We start from the raw sequence: 17,907 nt of genomic DNA, 5'->3' as shown, positions 1-17,907 counted from the left end.
TATCGAAAAAGACGATTTCCGTTTGGAAATCGTCTTCTCACTATTTCAATAGTTCATACTCAAATAATTTACTTTCAAGCTCATTTTCGTAGTATTCAGCTAACCTTGTTTTAAGTTCTTTTAGTTTAGTGTTAACTTTTTCATTGTTGAATATCTTTTTATCATTACCATCTTTGTATGATGTATTTATGTCCAATTCAATTTGATAAGTACCATAATTGTATTTTGGATTATATTCTTGAGTATTTTTAGCTAGTTCAAGTAATTCATCGAAGACACCTAGCAACATTAAGTCAGCTCTATCAAGTTTTCCATATTTTTCTTGTTCGATCAATTCTTTACGAACTAGAGAGTTCTTATCTAGGCACATTTCGTTACTATAAAACTTTCCATCAGAACCATCAAAGCTCAAACAATGATTTTTTTGAGAGATACAAGTCCATAATGTAGATTTTCTAAGAAAATCTGTATCCTCTGTATACAAATCCCCTTTATCAGCAGTTGTATAGTAAATATCCCTTTCATACCAGTTTTTTTGAGGGTATTGCTTGGCAACAAATAAAGCAGTTTGCTCTGCGTAATTATTCGTTCTAACTTGACTACCTCGTCCATGATAAATAGCAATTCTAGTCATTCTTATGTCCTGCGGAGTAGTACCAAAACCACTGGCTTCTATAACCGCTAAAATATTGTCATTATAAACAGGTTTTCCATAGCTTTTTAATGGCACTTCTTTACCATCGTAGCCAGTAGCAATTTTAGATAACACATCTGTTTTTAACTTTTTAGAATAGTATTCTCCTAGCGTTTTGTATACTTTTTTTATAGTGACATGCTTCACATCTTTAAGAATAGCATCCTCAGGTACATCAATGACTGCTGCTCCTTTCCCAGTTCCCCATTTTTTATTATCTCTCCATATTTCTTTAGCAGTTACAGTAATACTTTCAGTTTCGTTATCTTGATCGTTTTTCCAAAGTGCTACCAAAACGGAACTTTCTTGTGCTTTAAAGTTCCCTCTGTTTGCTAGAAAACCATTAATAAAGATTTTTTGCATTAGACCAACTGATTTCCAATACTTAACAGGAGCAAATAAAATATAATAGTCGTTTTCATCTCTCATAAAGTATTTTTCAAAAGACCAAACGAATTGATTTAGCAAATCTTTTGCATGGTTACTATCACCAACAAATTCATCGGACATCAATTTCCTTATATAGCTAAATTTATCTATCGATTTAACATTTCCTTCTTGAGCACGGGCTAATTCGCTAGAATAAGGGGGATTTTCAAAACCAATAATCGCAACATTTTTGTCATCTATGACTTCTTGTAATGTATTATGTTTTCCATCTGTTTCCATTGGAATTGATAAAAACTCTTCTGCTAAAGCATCCCCACCTGTTACTAAGTTCCCCTTGTTTTCTTGTACCATTGAAAGTGGTGGTATGATAGCCCGTACCTTCCCAATATATTTGTTATACAAAACAAGCCATTCTTTTATTTCATAAGTATTCAAGATAACATGGCTTAACTCTTCTTCGGTTAAATAATGCTCTAATGCTCCTGTACCAGCACATCTGTCCAAAATAACATAGTCCATGCCTTTAGGAAGATTGCTAATAGCTTGACGAACAAGTTTAGTTGCTTCTTTAACATAAGGTAGTGGTGTATAAAATGCTCCTAAATCTTTTCTATTTGCGGGGTCATTTAATGCGTCCATCACGGTGTCAAAATCGCTTTCGTCTCCACACCAAGGTAAGATATAGTTTTCGACTATTGAATTAGATGGTTGTTTGAGCATCTCAAACATTTGAGATTTTGTTGTTGTTTTATCGTGACGGTATATATAGTTCGCCCACCCTAAAATGTTTGGAAAATCAATTTCAAACTTTTGATACTCGTCTATTTGGAATAATTCACACAATTCACGATTTTTAGGGCTTTTTGGTTGAAGAACATCAAATTCAATTACTTTTTCAGGATTAGTAGCATTTTTTAAAGTGGTCTGATTTACATTTTTTGATGCACTATTCGTATAATTTTGTAAAATTTCTAAACGATATTGAGTTGCATCATAAACACTAGCACGATTTTTATTAATATCAACTAAAACGATTTTGCTTGGTATAGGAATACCACCTTTTATCCTTAATTTAGACAGATAGTGGATAGCTTGAACAAGCACAGCATTAAGATCAGCAATGCTATTTTTAAATTCAAACAGAGCTCCGTTAATGATACCATCAGTATTTTCGATTAAAATATCTTTTTCATCAAAACCGAAATTTCTCCAGAAAAATAAATTGTCAGCTCTTTCATTTCCAGATTGCCAACTTCTATCAATAGCTAGAGGAGCCATTTTACACCTCCAACAATCAACTCATTGAGTTGAGAAACAACAGAAAAGACCTTCTCACAAAAATGTGAAAAAGTCTGTTTTAGGGCTTGACAAAAAATACGCTTGATTACATAATCAGCGTGAGCTGTGAGCTGTGAGCTGTGAGCTGTGAGCTGTGATTGCGTTCATACCAATCATTCCTTTACTTTTTGATAGTTTTATTATATCAAAATTTCAAAATTTTGCATATCTTCTTTTTTGATGAACAGTCAGCTGGATTATAAAGGCTATCAAAAAGATGTTCTGAAATTACTTAGAGAGGGAAACTATGGATAAGAAAATTTTATTTGAATCTCCCAATACTGAACTATCCAAGGAGAATATTGACCTTTTTCGAAATGCCTGTGAAATATGGTATAATAGAAGAATGGCAAACAAGAATACAAGTAAAACAAGACGGAGACCGTCAAAAGCAGAACTCGAAAGAAAAGAAGCGATTCAACGGATGTTGATTTCGTTGGGAATCGCGTTTTTATTGATTTTCGCAGCCTTCAAATTAGGGGCTGCAGGTATCACTCTTTACAATTTAATTCGCTTGCTGGTGGGTAGTCTAGCTTATCTGGCAATATTTGGTATCCTGCTCTACCTCTTCTTTTTCAAGTGGATCCGAAAACAGGAAGGTCTTCTATCTGGCTTTTTCACTATATTTGCAGGCTTGCTCCTGATTTTTGAGGCCTACTTGGTTTGGAAATATGGCTTGGACAAGTCAGTTCTAAAAGGAACCATGGCTCAGGTTGTGACTGATTTGACTGGTTTTCGAACGACTAGTTTTGCTGGAGGAGGCTTGATTGGTGTTGCCCTCTATGTGCCAACAGCCTTTCTCTTTTCAAATATCGGTACTTACTTTATTGGTGCTATCTTGATTTTAGTGGGTGCTCTCCTAGTCAGTCCTTGGTCTGTTTACGATATTGCTGAATTTTTCAGTAGAGGCTTTGCCAAATGGCGGGAAGGGCATGAGCGTCGAAAAGAGGAACGCTTTGTCAAACAAGAAGAAAAAGCTCGTCAAAAGGCTGAGGAAGAGGCTAGATTAGAGAAAGAAGAGGCTGAAAAAGCCTTACTCGATTTGCCTCCTGTTGATATGGAAACGGGTGAAATTCTGACAGAAGATGTTGTGCTTGATGTTCCACCGGTTCCAGAAGAAGAGTGGGTAGAACCAGAGATCATCTTGCCTCAAGCTGAACTTGAATTTCCTGAACAAGAAGAAACCTTGGATGATGAAGATGTTCAGGTCGATTTTTCAGCCAAGGAGGCTCTTGAATATAAACTCCCTAGTTTACAACTTTTTGCCCCAGATAAACCAAAAGACCAGTCTAAAGAGAAAAAAATTGTCCGAGAGAATATCAAAATCTTGGAAGAAACCTTTGCTAGCTTTGGTATCAAGGTGACGGTTGAACGGGCTGAAATTGGACCGTCAGTAACCAAGTATGAAGTCAAACCGGCAGTCGGTGTGCGGGTCAACCGCATTTCCAATCTAGCAGATGACCTCGCTCTAGCCTTGGCAGCTAAGGATGTTCGAATCGAAGCACCAATTCCTGGGAAATCCCTAGTCGGAATTGAGGTTCCTAACTCTGAAATTGCCACTGTGTCTTTCCGAGAACTATGGGAACAATCTCAAACGAAAGCAGAAAATCTATTAGAAATTCCTTTAGGGAAGGCTGTTAATGGCACAGCAAGAGCTTTTGACCTTTCTAAAATGCCCCACTTGCTAGTTGCAGGTTCAACGGGTTCAGGGAAGTCAGTAGCAGTTAACGGCATTATTGCTAGCATTCTGATGAAAGCAAGACCCGACCAGGTCAAGTTTATGATGGTCGATCCTAAGATGGTTGAGTTGTCTGTTTACAATGATATTCCCCATCTCTTGATTCCAGTTGTAACCAATCCACGCAAGGCCAGCAAGGCCCTGCAAAAGGTTGTGGATGAGATGGAAAATCGTTATGAACTTTTTGCCAAGGTAGGAGTTCGGAATATTGCAGGCTTTAATGCCAAGGTAGAAGAGTTTAATGCTCAATCTGAGTACAAGCAGATTCCACTGCCACTCATTGTTGTGATTGTGGATGAGTTGGCTGACCTCATGATGGTGGCTAGCAAGGAAGTGGAAGATGCTATTATCCGACTGGGACAGAAGGCGCGTGCTGCTGGTATCCACATGATTCTTGCAACCCAGCGTCCATCCGTTGATGTCATCTCTGGTCTGATTAAGGCCAATGTTCCGTCACGTGTGGCATTTGCGGTTTCATCAGGGACAGACTCCCGTACTATCTTGGATGAAAATGGAGCAGAAAAACTGCTTGGTCGAGGAGACATGCTCTTTAAACCAATTGATGAAAATCATCCAGTTCGTCTCCAAGGCTCCTTTATCTCGGATGATGATGTTGAACGCATCGTAAACTTTATCAAGGCTCAGGCGGATGCAGATTACGATGAGAGTTTTGATCCAGGTGAGGTTTCTGAAAATGACGGTGAATTTTCAGATGGTGAATCTGGTGGAGATCCGCTTTTTGAAGAAGCCAAGGCTTTGGTGATCGAAACCCAGAAAGCCAGTGCATCCATGATTCAGCGTCGTTTGTCAGTTGGTTTTAACCGTGCGACCCGTCTCATGGAAGAACTGGAGATGGCAGGTGTCATCGGTCCAGCTGAGGGTACCAAACCTCGAAAAGTGTTACAACAATAAAAAAATAGCTTCTTTCCAAGTTTGGAGGGAAGCTATTTTACTGGCTATTGATTACTTTTATTTTCTGAAGTTGGAGTATTATTGGACTGCTTTTCAGTTTCAGTGGCAGGTTTATTTGGAGCAGGAGTAGAAGAGTCCTGAGTTGCTGTTTTCTGCTCTTCTTTTTTCTCTTCTTTGACGCTGGATTTTGGCGTTTCTTCTTGTTGTGTTTTTTCTTGACTAGTATTATTTTCCTTATTGGGACTAGTGTTTTCCTTAGGGGATTCCTTTTGAATTTCTTTGACAATTGTTGTCGTCTGGCTTGTCGTAGGTTCTTTTTTAGTATTTTTGTTATTATCCAAGGCGTTCATGATAGTGATACTTGCGGTAATTAAGCCGAGAATACTACCGATAGTAGCAACGGTTTTTTGAAAGACCGTAAAGCCTTTTTTGATGTGTTCTGTTTTTGGTTTTGAAGTTCTACGATAATTAGACATACATTCTCTCCTTTAACTAAAATTTATTATACCGCATTTCTTTAAAAAAATCTTAAAAAAAGAGGAATTGCCCTTTCTTGTCGCAAGCTCCGTTTCATGATACAATAGAAGAAGTGATTTTAGAAAGCGTGAGAAAACATGATTTACTTTGATAATTCGGCGACGACCAAGCCTTATCCTGAAGCCCTTGAAACTTATATGCAGGTCGCTTCAAAAATTTTAGGAAATCCATCTAGTCTCCATCGTTTGGGAGACCAGGCAACACGAATCTTAGATGCTTCTCGCCAACAGATTGCAGATTTAATCGGTAAGAAAAGCGATGAAATCTTCTTTACTTCTGGTGGGACAGAAGGAGATAACTGGGTCATCAAGGGTGTGGCCTTTGAAAAGGCTCAGTTTGGAAAGCACATCATCGTATCAGCCATTGAACATCCAGCAGTCAAAGAGTCAGCTCTCTGGTTGAAAAGTCAAGGATTTGAAGTGGATTTTGCTTCAGTTGATGAGAAAGGATTTGTGAATGTTGAAGCGTTAGCAGATTTGATAAGACATGATACGACCCTCGTTTCCGTCATGGCTGTGAACAATGAAATCGGTTCTGTTCAGCCCATTAAGGCTATTTCAGAACTCTTGGCAGATAAGCCGACTATTTCCTTCCACGTTGATGCGGTTCAGGCTCTTGCCAAGATTCCGACTGAAAAATATCTGACAGAACGAGTGGATTTTGCGACTTTCTCTGGTCACAAGTTCCACGGAGTTCGTGGTGTTGGTTTTGTCTATATCAAGTCTGGCAAGAAGATTACGCCTCTTTTAACAGGTGGTGGTCAGGAACGTGATTACCGTTCGACAACTGAAAATGTGGCAGGAATTGCAGCGACAGCCAAGGCTCTCCGTTTATCTATGGAAAAGCTAGATATCTTTACTAGTAAGACAGGACAGATGAAGGCAGTGATTCGTCAAGCACTTTTTGACTATCCGGATATATTTGTCTTTTCAGATGAGGAAGACTTTGCCCCTCATATCCTGACTTTTGGAATCAAGGGTGTTCGTGGTGAAGTCATCGTTCACGCCTTTGAAGACTATGATATTTTCATCTCAACGACCTCTGCTTGTTCGTCCAAGGCTGGGAAACCTGCAGGCACTTTGATTGCCATGGGAGTAGATAAAGATAAGGCTCAGTCAGCTGTGCGTCTTAGCCTAGACCTTGAAAATGATATGAGTCAGGTCGAGCAGTTCTTGACCAAGTTAAAATTAATTTACAACCAAACAAGAAAAGTAAGATAGGAGCATTCATGCAGTATTCAGAAATTATGATTCGCTACGGTGAGCTGTCAACCAAGGGTAAAAACCGTATGCGTTTCATCAATAAACTTCGCAATAATATATCAGACGTTTTGTCTATCTATCCCCAAGTTAAGGTAACGGCAGATCGCGACCGTGCCCACGCATACCTCAATGGAGCTGATTACACAGCGGTAGCAGAATCCCTCAAACAAGTATTTGGTATTCAAAATTTTTCCCCTGTTTATAAGATTGAAAAATCTGTAGAAGTTCTGAAGTCTGCTGTCCAAGAGATTATGCAGGACATCTACAAGGATGGCATGACCTTTAAAATTTCTAGCAAGCGTAGCGACCACAACTTTGAGTTGGATAGTCGTGAACTCAATCAAACACTTGGAGGAGCTGTTTTCGAAGCCATTCCAAATGTGCAAGCTCAAATGAAAAGTCCTGACATCAATCTTCAGGTGGAGATCCGTGAAGAAGCAGCCTATCTTTCTTATGAAACCATTCGTGGGGCTGGTGGTTTGCCAGTTGGAACTTCAGGTAAAGGGATGCTCATGTTGTCAGGAGGGATTGACTCACCTGTAGCAGGTTATCTTGCTCTTAAGCGTGGAGTGGATATTGAAGCTGTTCATTTTGCCAGCCCACCTTACACCAGTCCTGGTGCCCTAAAAAAAGCCCAAGATTTGACCCGTAAATTAACCAAGTTTGGTGGAAATATCCAGTTTATCGAAGTTCCTTTTACAGAGATTCAAGAGGAAATCAAAGCCAAAGCGCCAGAAGCCTATCTCATGACCTTGACGCGTCGTTTTATGATGCGGATTACTGACCGTATTCGTGAGGTACGAAATGGTTTAGTTATCATCAATGGGGAGAGTCTAGGTCAAGTAGCCAGCCAAACCCTTGAAAGCATGCAGGCTATCAATGCCGTTACCAACACTCCCATCATCCGCCCAGTTGTAACCATGGACAAGTTGGAAATCATTGACATCGCTCAGGAAATCGATACCTTTGACATTTCAATCCAACCGTTTGAAGACTGTTGTACCATTTTTGCACCAGATCGCCCAAAGACTAATCCTAAGATTAAGAATGCAGAGCAGTATGAAGCTCGTATGGATGTTGAAGGTTTAGTTGAGCGTGCAGTGGCTGGAATCATGATTACTGAGATTACACCTCAAGCTGAAAAAGATGAAGTCGATGACTTGATTGATAATTTGCTCTAATCAGAAAATCCAAAAGAATTTAGAAAAATAAATGAAAAAGTTAGTTTTTAATTCCAAAAATGGAAGCAAAACTAACTTTTTTTCTATAATTGTGATATAATAAAATAAAATTTTGAATATAGAGAGTTTTCTGACAATGAATCAATCCTACTTTTATTTAAAAATGAAAGAACACAAACTCAAGGTTCCTTATACAGGTAAGGAGCGCCGTGTGCGTGTTCTTCTGCCTAAAGATTATGAGAAAGACACGGATCGTTCCTATCCTGTTGTTTACTTTCATGACGGGCAAAATGTTTTTTATAGCAAGGAGTCTTTCATTGGCCATTCATGGAAGATTATCCCAGCTATTAAGCGTAATCCTGATATCAGTCGCATGATTGTCGTTGCTATTGATAATGATGGTATGGGGCGGATGAATGAGTATGCGGCTTGGAAGTTCCAAGAATCTCCTATTCCGGGGCAGCAGTTTGGCGGTAAGGGTGTGGAGTATGCCGAGTTTGTTATGGAGGTGGTCAAGCCATTTATCGATGAGACCTACCGTACTAAAGCTGACCGCCAGCATACGGCTATGATTGGGTCTTCACTAGGAGGCAATATTACCCAGTTTATCGGTTTGGAATACCAAGACCAAATTGGTTGCTTGGGCGTCTTTTCATCTGCCAACTGGCTCCATCAAGAAGCCTTTAATCGCTATATTGAACGCAAGAAACTATCGCCTGACCAGCGTATCTTTATCTATGTTGGAACTGAAGAAGCAGATGATACGGACAAGACCCTGATGGCTGGTAATATCAAACAAGCCTATATCGATTCGTCTCTTCGGTATTACCATGATTTGATAGCAGGTGGGGTACACTTAGATAATCTTGTCTTGAAAGTTCAATCTGGTGCCATCCATAGTGAAATCCCTTGGTCGGAGAATTTACCAGACTGTCTGAGATTTTTTGCAGAGAAATGGTAAGTTAGAAAAGGAGAAAGCCAATGCATATTGAAAACCTTAGCCACTGGAGTGGCAATCTTAACCGTGAAATGTACCTTAATCGTTATGGACATGCAGGGATTCCAGTTGTGGTCTTTGCTTCATCAGGTGGTAGTCACAATGAATACTATGATTTTGGCATGATTGATGCTTGTGCTTCTTTTATCGAGGAAGGCCGTGTTCAGTTCTTTACCCTATCCAGTGTAGATAGTGAGAGCTGGTTGGCCACTTGGAAAAATGGTCATGACCAAGCAGAGATGCACCGTGCCTACGAGCGTTATGTGATTGAGGAGGCTATTCCTTTTATCAAGCACAAGACAGGTTGGTTTGATGGTATGATGACGACAGGTTGCTCCATGGGCGCCTACCATGCAGTCAACTTTTTCCTCCAACATCCAGATGTCTTTACCAAGGTGATTGCTCTCAGTGGTGTTTACGACGCACGTTTCTTTGTCGGCGATTACTACAATGACGATGCTATTTACCAAAACTCGCCAGTAGATTATATCTGGAACCAGAACGACGGCTGGTTTATTGACCGTTATCGTCAGGCAGAGATTGTGCTGTGTACGGGTCTTGGTGCCTGGGAACAAGACGGTCTACCATCCTTTTACAAGCTCAAAGAAGCCTTTGACCAGAAACAAATTCCAGCCTGGTTTGCTGAATGGGGACACGATGTCGCCCACGACTGGGAATGGTGGCGCAAACAAATGCCTTATTTCCTTGGAAATCTCTATTTATAAAAGGAGTTACCTATGAATTACCTTGTTATTTCTCCCTACTATCCGCAAAACTTTCAACAGTTTACAATTGAGCTAGCTAATAAAGGTATCACAGTCTTGGGAATTGGTCAAGAACCATATGAGCAATTGGATGAACCTTTACGTAATAGCTTGACCGAGTATTTCCGTGTAGATAATCTTGAGAACATAGACGAAGTCAAACGTGCAGTTGCTTTTCTCTTTTATAAACATGGCCCAATTGACCGCATCGAGTCTCACAATGAATACTGGCTTGAGCTGGATGCAACACTCAGAGAACAATTCAATGTCTTTGGTGCCAAACCAGAGGATCTCAAAAAGACGAAATTTAAGTCTGAAATGAAGAAACTCTTCAAAAAAGCAGGTGTCCCAGTGGTACCTGGAGCTGTTATCAAGACGGAAGCAGATGTGGATCAAGCTGTGAATGAAATCGGCCTTCCAATGATTGCCAAACCTGACAATGGAGTGGGAGCAGCCGCGACCTTTAAGCTTGAGACAGAAGACGATATCAATCACTTCAAGACTGAGTGGGACCATTCAACCGTTTATTTCTTTGAAAAATTTGTCACTTCTAGCGAAATCTGTACCTTTGACGGGCTTGTAGACAAGGATGGAAAGATTGTCTTCTCAACGACCTTCGACTACGCCTATACACCGCTGGATCTCATGATTTATAAGATGGACAATTCCTACTATGTGCTCAAGGATATGGATCCCAAATTACGTAAATATGGTGAGGCAATTGTCAAGGAATTTGGTATGAAAGAACGGTTCTTCCATATCGAGTTCTTCCGTGAAGGGGATGATTACATCGCCATTGAGTACAATAACCGGCCTGCAGGTGGTTTCACTATTGATGTTTATAACTTTGCTCATTCTTTGGATCTTTATCGTGGCTATGCTGCTATTGTCGCAGGAGAAGAGTTCCCAGTATCAGACTTTGAACCTCAGTATTGTTTGGCTACGTCTCGCCGTGCAAATGCTCATTATGTCTATTCTGAGGAGGACTTGCTTTCCAAATATAGCCAGCAGTTCAAGGTTAAAAAAATCATGCCAGCGGCCTTTGCGGAACTTCAAGGAGATTATCTGTATATGCTGACAACTCCGAGTCGACAAGAAATGGAGCAGATGATTGCAGATTTCGGACAACGTCAAGAATAAGAACTCTCGGATTAAGGAAATGCACCTCCTTAATCCTTTTGTTTCAATAAGAGAAATAAAACCGCTTTCCCATATATTCTTTTAGAAAACCTGTTGCTAAAAGATATAAAAATTGATAGAATAAAGATTGTCTAAAAAATTTTAAGGAGAATCTATCAAATGGATTTCACATGGGCAATTAAATATGCCACTGAATTTTTGGCCACTGCTATTTTGATCATTCTTGGAAATGGTGCAGTTGCCAACGTTGAACTTAAAGGTACGAAAGGTCACCAAAGTGGCTGGATCGTTATCGCTGTTGGTTATGGTATGGGGGTTATGATTCCAGCCTTGATGTTTGGTAACGTATCTGGTAACCACATTAACCCAGCCTTCACTCTTGGACTTGCGATCAGCGGTCTCTTCCCTTGGGCACAAGTTGCACCTTATATCATCGCACAAGTTTTGGGTGCTATCTTTGGTCAAGCCTTGGTTGTGGCAACACACCGCCCATACTACTTGAAAACTGAAAATCCAAACAACATCTTGGGTACTTTCTCAACAATTTCAAGTTTGGATAATGGTACAAAAGAATCACATTTTGCAGCAACTGTTAATGGTTTTGTAAATGAGTTTGTTGGTTCATTTGTTCTTTTCTTTGCAGCCCTTGGTATGACTAAAAACTTCTTTGGTGCTGAACTAGTATCAAAAGCACAAGCTGCTATCAATGCTCAAGTTGCACAAGCAACTACTCAAGGTCAAACAATTCCTCAAGAACAAGTAACAGCAGCACTTGACCAAGCTAAAGAACAAGTAGCGCCATTTATGACTTCTGGTCTTGGAATTGCTCACTTGGCACTTGGATTCCTTGTTATGGCCTTGGTAACATCACTTGGTGGACCTACAGGGCCTGCCTTGAACCCAGCCCGTGACTTGGGACCACGTCTCCTTCATGCTTTCCTTCCAAAATCAGTTCTTGGTGAGCACAAAGGTGATTCAAAATGGTGGTATTCTTGGGTACCAGTAGTAGCACCGATTGCAGCAGCAATTGCGGCAGTAGCTATCTTCAAATTCCTTTACCTATAAGAAATTGAAACCGAGGAAATCCTCGGTTTTTTAAGTGAAATTTTTACGAAAAATCAGTAAATCTGAGCATAATTTCTTGTAAAAAATTCTAAAATCCTTTAAAATAAAAGAGTTGGAGGAATTTATGAATGTAAATCAGATTGTACGGATTATTCCTACTTTAAAAGTTAATAATAGAAAATTAAATGAAACATTTTATATAGAAACCCTTGGCATGAAGGCCTTGTTAGAAGAGTCAGCCTTTCTGTCACTAGGTGATCAAACAGGTCTAGAAAAGCTGGTTTTAGAAGAAGCTCCAAGTATGCGCACTCGTAAGGTAGAGGGAAGAAAAAAACTAGCTAGATTGATTGTCAAGGTGGAAAATCCCTTGGAAATCGAAGAACTCTTATCTAAAACAGATTCGATTCATCAATTATATAAAGGTCAAAACGGCTACGCTTTTGAAATTTACTCTCCAGAAGATGATTTGGTTTTGATTCATGCGGAAGATGATAGAGAAAGTCTAGTAGAAGTAGAAGAAAATCCTGAATTTCAAACAGATTTGGAATCAATTTCTTTAAGTAAATTTGAGATTTCTATGGAATTACATCTCCCAACTGATGTCGAAAGTTTCTTGGGAGTATCTGAAATTGGGGCATCCCTTGATTTTATCCCAGCTCAGGGTCAAGATTTGACTGTGGACAATACGGCTACTTGGGATTTATCTATGATCAAGTTCTTGGTAAATGAACTAGATATAGCAAGTCTTCGCAAGAAATTTGAGTCTACCGAATATTTTATTCCTAAGTCTGAAAAATTCTTCCTTGGTAAAGATAGAAATAATGTTGAATTGTGGTTTGAAGAAGTATGAAGTGGACCAAGATTATTAAAAAAATAGAAGAACAAATCGAGGCAGGGATTTATCCCGGAGCCTCTTTTGCGTATTTTAAGGACAATCAATGGACGGAGTTCTATTTAGGCCAGAGTGACCCAGAGCATGACTTACAGACTGAGGCAGGACTAGTTTACGACCTAGCCAGTGTCAGCAAGGTTGTTGGGGTTGGTACCGTTTTTACCTTCTTGTGGGAAAAAGGTCAATTAGATATTGACAGACCGGTAACAGATTTTTTAGCTGAGAGTGATTATCCAGACATCACTATTCGTCAGCTCTTAACTCACGCTACAGACCTTGATCCGTTTATTCCCAATCGTGATCTTTTAACAGATTCAGAATTAAAGGAAGCGATGTTTCATCTTAATAGACGAAATCAGCCAGCCTTTCTTTATTCGGATGTCCATTTTTTGCTGTTGGGTTTTATTTTGGAAAGAATCTTTAATCAAGACTTGGATGTGATTTTACAAGAACAAGTTTGGAATCCTTGGAGAATGACGGAAACCCAATTTGGACCTGTTGAGCTTGCTGTTCCAACGGTTAGAGGTGTAGAGGTAGGCATGGTACATGATCCCAAAGCTCGTCTCCTGGGCAGACATGCTGGTAGTGCTGGTTTATTTTCGACTGTAAAGGATTTACAAATCTTTTTAGAACACTATTTAGCAGATGATTTCGCAAGAGATTTGAGTCAAAATTTTTCTCCTTTGGATGACAAGGAACGTTCTTTGGCATGGAATTTGGAAGAAGATTGGCTAGACCATACGGGCTATACAGGTACCTTTATCATGTGGAATCGTCAGAAGCAAGAAGCGGCTATTTTTCTATCGAATCGTACCTATGAAAAGGATGAGAGGGCTCAATGGATTGTAGATCGTAATCAAGTGATGGACTTGATTCGTAAAGAAGAGTAAGGAGAGACATGTCAAACAGTTTAAAGGGGACTTTATTAACAGTTGTGGCTGGGATTGCTTGGGGCTTGTCAGGAACGAGTGGCCAATACCTGATGGCGCACGGAATTTCGGCCCTGGTTTTGACCAACTTGCGTCTTTTAATCGCTGGTGGAATTCTCATGCTCTTGGCTTATGCTACTGCAAAAGATAGAATGCTGGCCTTTTTAAATGATAGAAAGAGTTTGCTGTCTCTTCTCATTTTTGCTCTAATTGGTCTCTTCCTCAATCAATTTGCCTATCTAACTGCTATTCAGGAGACCAATGCAGGAACCGCGACGGTGCTTCAGTATGTTTGTCCTGTTGGGATTTTAATTTATAGCTGTATCAAGGATAAGGTGGCGCCGACACTGGGAGAGATTGTTTCTATCATATTAGCCATCGGAGGAACCTTCCTGATCGCAACACATGGGCAGTTGGACCAGTTATCTATGACACCTGCAGGTCTGTTCTGGGGCCTCTTTTCTGCTCTGACTTACGCCCTGTATATCATTTTGCCCATAACCTTGATTAAGAAGTGGGGTAGCAGTTTGGTCATTGGTGTGGGAATGGTCATAGCTGGTTTGGTCGCCCTTCCTTTTACAGGGGTTCTACAGGCCAATATACCGACTAGTCTTGATTTTCTCCTTGCTTTTGCGGGCATTATCCTTATCGGGACTGTCTTTGCCTATACAGCGTTCTTAAAAGGAGCCAGTCTGATTGGACCAGTTAAGTCAAGTTTGTTGGCTTCAATTGAGCCAATCTCGGCGGTTTTCTTTGCCTTCCTAATTATGAATGAACAATTTTATCCTATTGATTTTCTTGGTATGGCAATGATTTTAATTGCAGTCACTTTGATTTCGTTGAAAGATTTATTGTTAGAGAAATAAACAAAAAATGAAAGTAGATGATAACCACTCTCAAAGAGGGGTTATTTTTACTAATAAAAGCTTTTGAATCTAAATGAATTAATGAAATTTTATAAAAGTTTAAGCCTTTTTTCTTAAAATATTTATATGAGTATAGAATACCTGGAGAAGATATGAATATTTTTAAAAAAATACATCCATCTAAACCTTTAAAATACTTGAGATGGTTTGACATTGTGATTATTACGATCATAATGTTTGGTCAGTTTATAATTCGTTCAACCGAGCTATTTTTAGCAAATACGTTTCCAACGGGTGCATCAAGTACAGAAGGGATAGTTAGACAGGCTGCAAGCGAAGGTGCTGCTTATTTTAGTAATTTTACCCTGCAAGCTATATTATTGGCTGTGACCTTACTCTATCTTTTGATTCGAAATTATGATTTTAAACAGCTTCCTATTCACTGGAATTGGTCCATTATCTTTTGGGTTCCATTTATATTTGCTTTAGTGGGATTGTTTGGAGACTTGGTTACAACTCTCACTGGTAAATATAATTACTTTAATCCAGACCTTTTTGCCTATATAGATTTCACGCAAATAATAGGGAAGTTCTTAGCTCTCAGCCCGATAGCGATTGCCTATGCCTTGCTTAATGGATTTTATGAAGAATTTTTCTTTCTAGGTTTGTTAACTTCAGTGAAGGAAAAACACAAGTGGTTGGTTTTGCTTTATTCTACGATTATTCGTATTTCCTTCCACACCTATCAAGGATTAGTATGGGCTTTGGTAATCGGTGTAGTTTATGGCTTATTCTATTATTTCTTATACAAATATAAAATTAAAAATCTCCTTCCATTCTTTCTCATGCATGCTTTAGCAGATATGTTTGGTTCTAGCCTGATCTATCTATTGGTTGCTTGGGGGACTTAAAAATTAGAAAAGTCCACTCAGTTGTCTGAGCGAACTTTTTGTGTCAAGACGTTTAGTCTTTATTTTCGTATGGCAAGATTAAGTTCAAGATGATTCCTGTCATGGCTGATAGGGCAGTACCTGAAAGGGTAACTGGACCAAGTTTAAGGATAGCTCCTCCAAGTCCAAGTACCAACATAGCACTTGCGATGATTAGGTTACGCATTTGAGCGAAATCAACACGTTCTTTGATCAAGACTTTCAAACCGTTGCTGGCGATAACTCCATAGAGAAGGATTGACATACCACCAAGTACAGCGTTTGGAATAGTTGAAATCAAGGCAGTGAATTTACCAAGGAAGCTAAGGGCGATCGCGATGAAGGCAGCGTTACGGATAACTGAGACAGAAGCGATACGAGTCATACCGATAACCCCTGTATTTTCTCCATAAGTTGTATTAGCTGGTCCACCAAGGAAGGCAGAAACAGAGGTTGCGATACCGTCACCAAGAAGTGTACGGTGAAGACCTGGTTCTTTCAAGAATTGACGGCCACAGATTTGACCCAAAACAGTATGGTCTCCGATATGTTCAGAAATTGTTACAATAGCTATTGGCAAGATGGCGATGGTTTCTGGACCAAAGTAAAGATTGTATTCTTTAAAGGCACCACCTGTGCTAAATGGCAAGTAGAAACCAGGAATTTCGAACCAGTTGGCTTTAAGAACTGGTGTAAAGTCAACCAAACCAAGAGTTAGTGCGAAGAGGTAACCACCGATAATGGCAAAGAGGAATGGAATGATTCGTAGGAAGCCTTTTCCCTTTGTATTGATAAAGGCAGCAATTAGGAAAGTAACAACCGCTACAAGAGCATTTTTCCAGTTTCCATCAGCTACAAGACCAGCATTGGTAACAGCTGAACCTGCAAGTCCAAGACCGATAACGATAATCATAGGTCCGATGATGATTGGTGGCAAGAGTTTATCAATCCATTTTGTACCCGCAAAACGAACACTTGCAGCCACAAGGACATAGATAAAACCTGTAAGGATAACCCCTGTTTGGGCAGCAGATACATCACCACCCATTTCTTTCATAGCAAGCGACATTGCTGTGATAAAGGCAAATGAAGAACCTAGATAAACTGGAACTTTAAAACCAGTTGAAATCATGTAGATGAGTGTTCCAACACCTGAAGCAAAAAGGGCAACAGATACAGGCATTCCCAAAATCAAGGGTACCAAGATGGTCGCACCAAACATGGCGAAAACGTGTTGGAAACTAAGGAGAATTCCTTTTCCGGCCGAAGGACGTTGGTCAACGTCTAGTAACAAATCAACAGTTGATTCTTGTTTCATATAAACCTCACTTTTGGGCATCAAAAAAGAGCCCATTATTTTACAGCAATAGGCCCTCAGAGTAAGACTTCTCTAAAATCTAGATTTTAAAGAGTTTTAAATATTTCTGCGTCTTCGTCACCTCACGGGATGACATTAAAAACCTTTGCTTAGGATAGTATAGCAGAAAAAAATGATTTTGTAAATCATTTTTTCCCGAGCCCGAAAATAAGAGAGCGAGGTTGATTTTGTAAATCATTTTTTCCCGAGCCTAAAAATAAAAGAGCGAGGCTGACTTTGTAAATATTTTTTTACTAAAAAAATTAAAGTGGGCGTTTATTGGGCATGCCAGCCTTACGTGGATATTTATTTGGTGTTTCTTTTTTCTTTTCCACCACTGAGATATAACGCGAATCTCCATTAGGTAGAGCGTAGCTGAGATTGTCTTCGACCTTACTAAAAAGGAGGTTGAGGGCATTCTTAGCTTCTAATAATTCCTCAGGCGCATTGCTGGCCTTGAGAGCCAATAGTTTTCCGCCAACTTTAAGGTAGGGAATAGTCAATTCAGACAAGACCTGCATACGGGCAACCGCACGAGCTGTTACAAAATCATATTGAGCACGGAAGTTTTTATCTTGGGCAAAATCTTCTGCACGACCGTGGTAGAAATGAACTCCGTTCAAATCCAGTTCCTGAGCCAAAAGTTGGAGGAAGTTGATGCGCTTGTTGAGAGAATCAATGATGGTCACATCTAGCTGAGGATAGAGGATTTTCATAGGTAGACTAGGAAATCCTGCCCCGGCTCCAATATCAAGCAATTTGATAGTTTCATTGGGAATCAAACCTTGAAGAATGGGTGCAATCGAATCGTAAAAATGTTTGAGATAAACTTCATCCTTGTCTGTAATAGCTGTTAGATTGATTTTTTCATTCCACTCGACCAAGAGTTCAAAATAACGTTCAAATTGTTTTTTTT

15 protein-coding genes are annotated in these 17,907 nt (G+C 39.6%); 11 read left to right on the top strand and 4 right to left on the bottom strand.

Features of this window, described 5'->3' with window-relative positions:
* Positions 1-40: 40 nt before the first annotated feature.
* Positions 41-2,362: a hypothetical protein gene (locus HMPREF2701_RS08940; protein WP_061589815.1), complete on the bottom strand. Its 2,322-nt coding sequence runs from the start codon at positions 2,360-2,362 to the stop codon at positions 41-43.
* Between the two features lie 406 nt (positions 2,363-2,768).
* Between HMPREF2701_RS08940 and HMPREF2701_RS08935 the strand changes: the two genes are divergently transcribed.
* Positions 2,769-5,072, top strand: a complete 2,304-nt coding sequence (locus tag HMPREF2701_RS08935) for a DNA translocase FtsK (RefSeq protein WP_081109277.1) — start codon at positions 2,769-2,771, stop codon at positions 5,070-5,072.
* Between the two features lie 44 nt (positions 5,073-5,116).
* Here the strand turns inward: HMPREF2701_RS08935 and HMPREF2701_RS08930 are convergent, their stop codons facing one another.
* Complete coding sequence (locus HMPREF2701_RS08930) at positions 5,117-5,548, bottom strand: DUF6556 family protein (RefSeq protein ID WP_061590001.1); 432 nt, start codon at positions 5,546-5,548, stop codon at positions 5,117-5,119.
* 138 nt (positions 5,549-5,686) lie between these two features.
* Between HMPREF2701_RS08930 and HMPREF2701_RS08925 the strand changes: the two genes are divergently transcribed.
* The 10 genes from HMPREF2701_RS08925 (at position 5,687) to HMPREF2701_RS08880 (ending at position 15,616) form a co-directional block, all read left to right on the top strand.
* Positions 5,687-6,829 (top strand): cysteine desulfurase family protein, encoded by a 1,143-nt coding sequence (locus HMPREF2701_RS08925; protein ID WP_061590000.1) that lies wholly within the window; start codon positions 5,687-5,689, stop codon positions 6,827-6,829.
* Positions 6,830-6,837: 8 nt separating this feature from the next.
* Positions 6,838-8,052 (top strand): tRNA uracil 4-sulfurtransferase ThiI, encoded by a 1,215-nt coding sequence (thiI, locus tag HMPREF2701_RS08920; protein WP_049491482.1) that lies wholly within the window; start codon positions 6,838-6,840, stop codon positions 8,050-8,052.
* A 136-nt stretch (positions 8,053-8,188) separates the two neighbouring features.
* A complete protein-coding gene (locus HMPREF2701_RS08915; protein WP_033685208.1) occupies positions 8,189-9,013 on the top strand; it encodes an alpha/beta hydrolase in 825 nt (274 codons plus the stop codon).
* A gap of 20 nt (positions 9,014-9,033) precedes the next feature.
* Positions 9,034-9,774 carry an esterase family protein gene (locus HMPREF2701_RS08910; RefSeq protein ID WP_000546817.1) on the top strand — a complete coding sequence of 247 codons (741 nt, stop codon included), beginning with the start codon at positions 9,034-9,036 and terminating at the stop codon, positions 9,772-9,774.
* A gap of 12 nt (positions 9,775-9,786) precedes the next feature.
* Positions 9,787-10,953, top strand: coding sequence for an ATP-grasp domain-containing protein (locus HMPREF2701_RS08905; RefSeq protein ID WP_070482799.1), 1,167 nt, complete (start codon positions 9,787-9,789; stop codon positions 10,951-10,953).
* Between the two features lie 159 nt (positions 10,954-11,112).
* The gene (gla, locus tag HMPREF2701_RS08900; RefSeq protein ID WP_000348094.1) at positions 11,113-12,018 is read left to right on the top strand and encodes an aquaglyceroporin Gla; all 906 of its coding nucleotides are present in this window, start codon (positions 11,113-11,115) and stop codon (positions 12,016-12,018) included.
* Between the two features lie 124 nt (positions 12,019-12,142).
* Positions 12,143-12,868 carry a CppA N-terminal domain-containing protein gene (locus HMPREF2701_RS08895; RefSeq protein WP_049546711.1) on the top strand — a complete coding sequence of 242 codons (726 nt, stop codon included), beginning with the start codon at positions 12,143-12,145 and terminating at the stop codon, positions 12,866-12,868.
* Entirely contained in the window at positions 12,865-13,800 is a 936-nt protein-coding gene (locus tag HMPREF2701_RS08890; protein WP_049502210.1) for a serine hydrolase domain-containing protein, read from the top strand. Before HMPREF2701_RS08895 ends, HMPREF2701_RS08890 begins: the two co-directional genes overlap by 4 nt.
* Before the next feature lie 8 nt (positions 13,801-13,808).
* Positions 13,809-14,705, top strand: a complete 897-nt coding sequence (locus HMPREF2701_RS08885) for a DMT family transporter (protein WP_070482796.1) — start codon at positions 13,809-13,811, stop codon at positions 14,703-14,705.
* 152 nt (positions 14,706-14,857) lie between these two features.
* Complete coding sequence (locus HMPREF2701_RS08880; RefSeq protein WP_049491495.1) at positions 14,858-15,616, top strand: CPBP family intramembrane glutamic endopeptidase; 759 nt, start codon at positions 14,858-14,860, stop codon at positions 15,614-15,616.
* 52 nt (positions 15,617-15,668) lie between these two features.
* Here HMPREF2701_RS08880 and HMPREF2701_RS08875 read toward each other — a convergent pair whose 3' ends face one another.
* Together HMPREF2701_RS08875 and rsmG are read right to left on the bottom strand one after the other, a co-directional pair.
* Positions 15,669-16,952, bottom strand: coding sequence for a uracil-xanthine permease family protein (locus tag HMPREF2701_RS08875; protein WP_061590005.1), 1,284 nt, complete (start codon positions 16,950-16,952; stop codon positions 15,669-15,671).
* A gap of 302 nt (positions 16,953-17,254) precedes the next feature.
* Positions 17,255-17,907: 16S rRNA (guanine(527)-N(7))-methyltransferase RsmG (rsmG, locus tag HMPREF2701_RS08870; protein WP_070482793.1), on the bottom strand; the 653-nt coding region annotated here is incomplete at its 5' end.

Origin of the sequence: Streptococcus sp. HMSC077D04 (assembly GCF_001808785.1) — a bacterium.
GTDB classification, from domain to species: Bacteria; Bacillota; Bacilli; order Lactobacillales; family Streptococcaceae; genus Streptococcus; species Streptococcus mitis_BX.
This window is presented reverse-complemented; position numbering and strand designations above follow the sequence as displayed.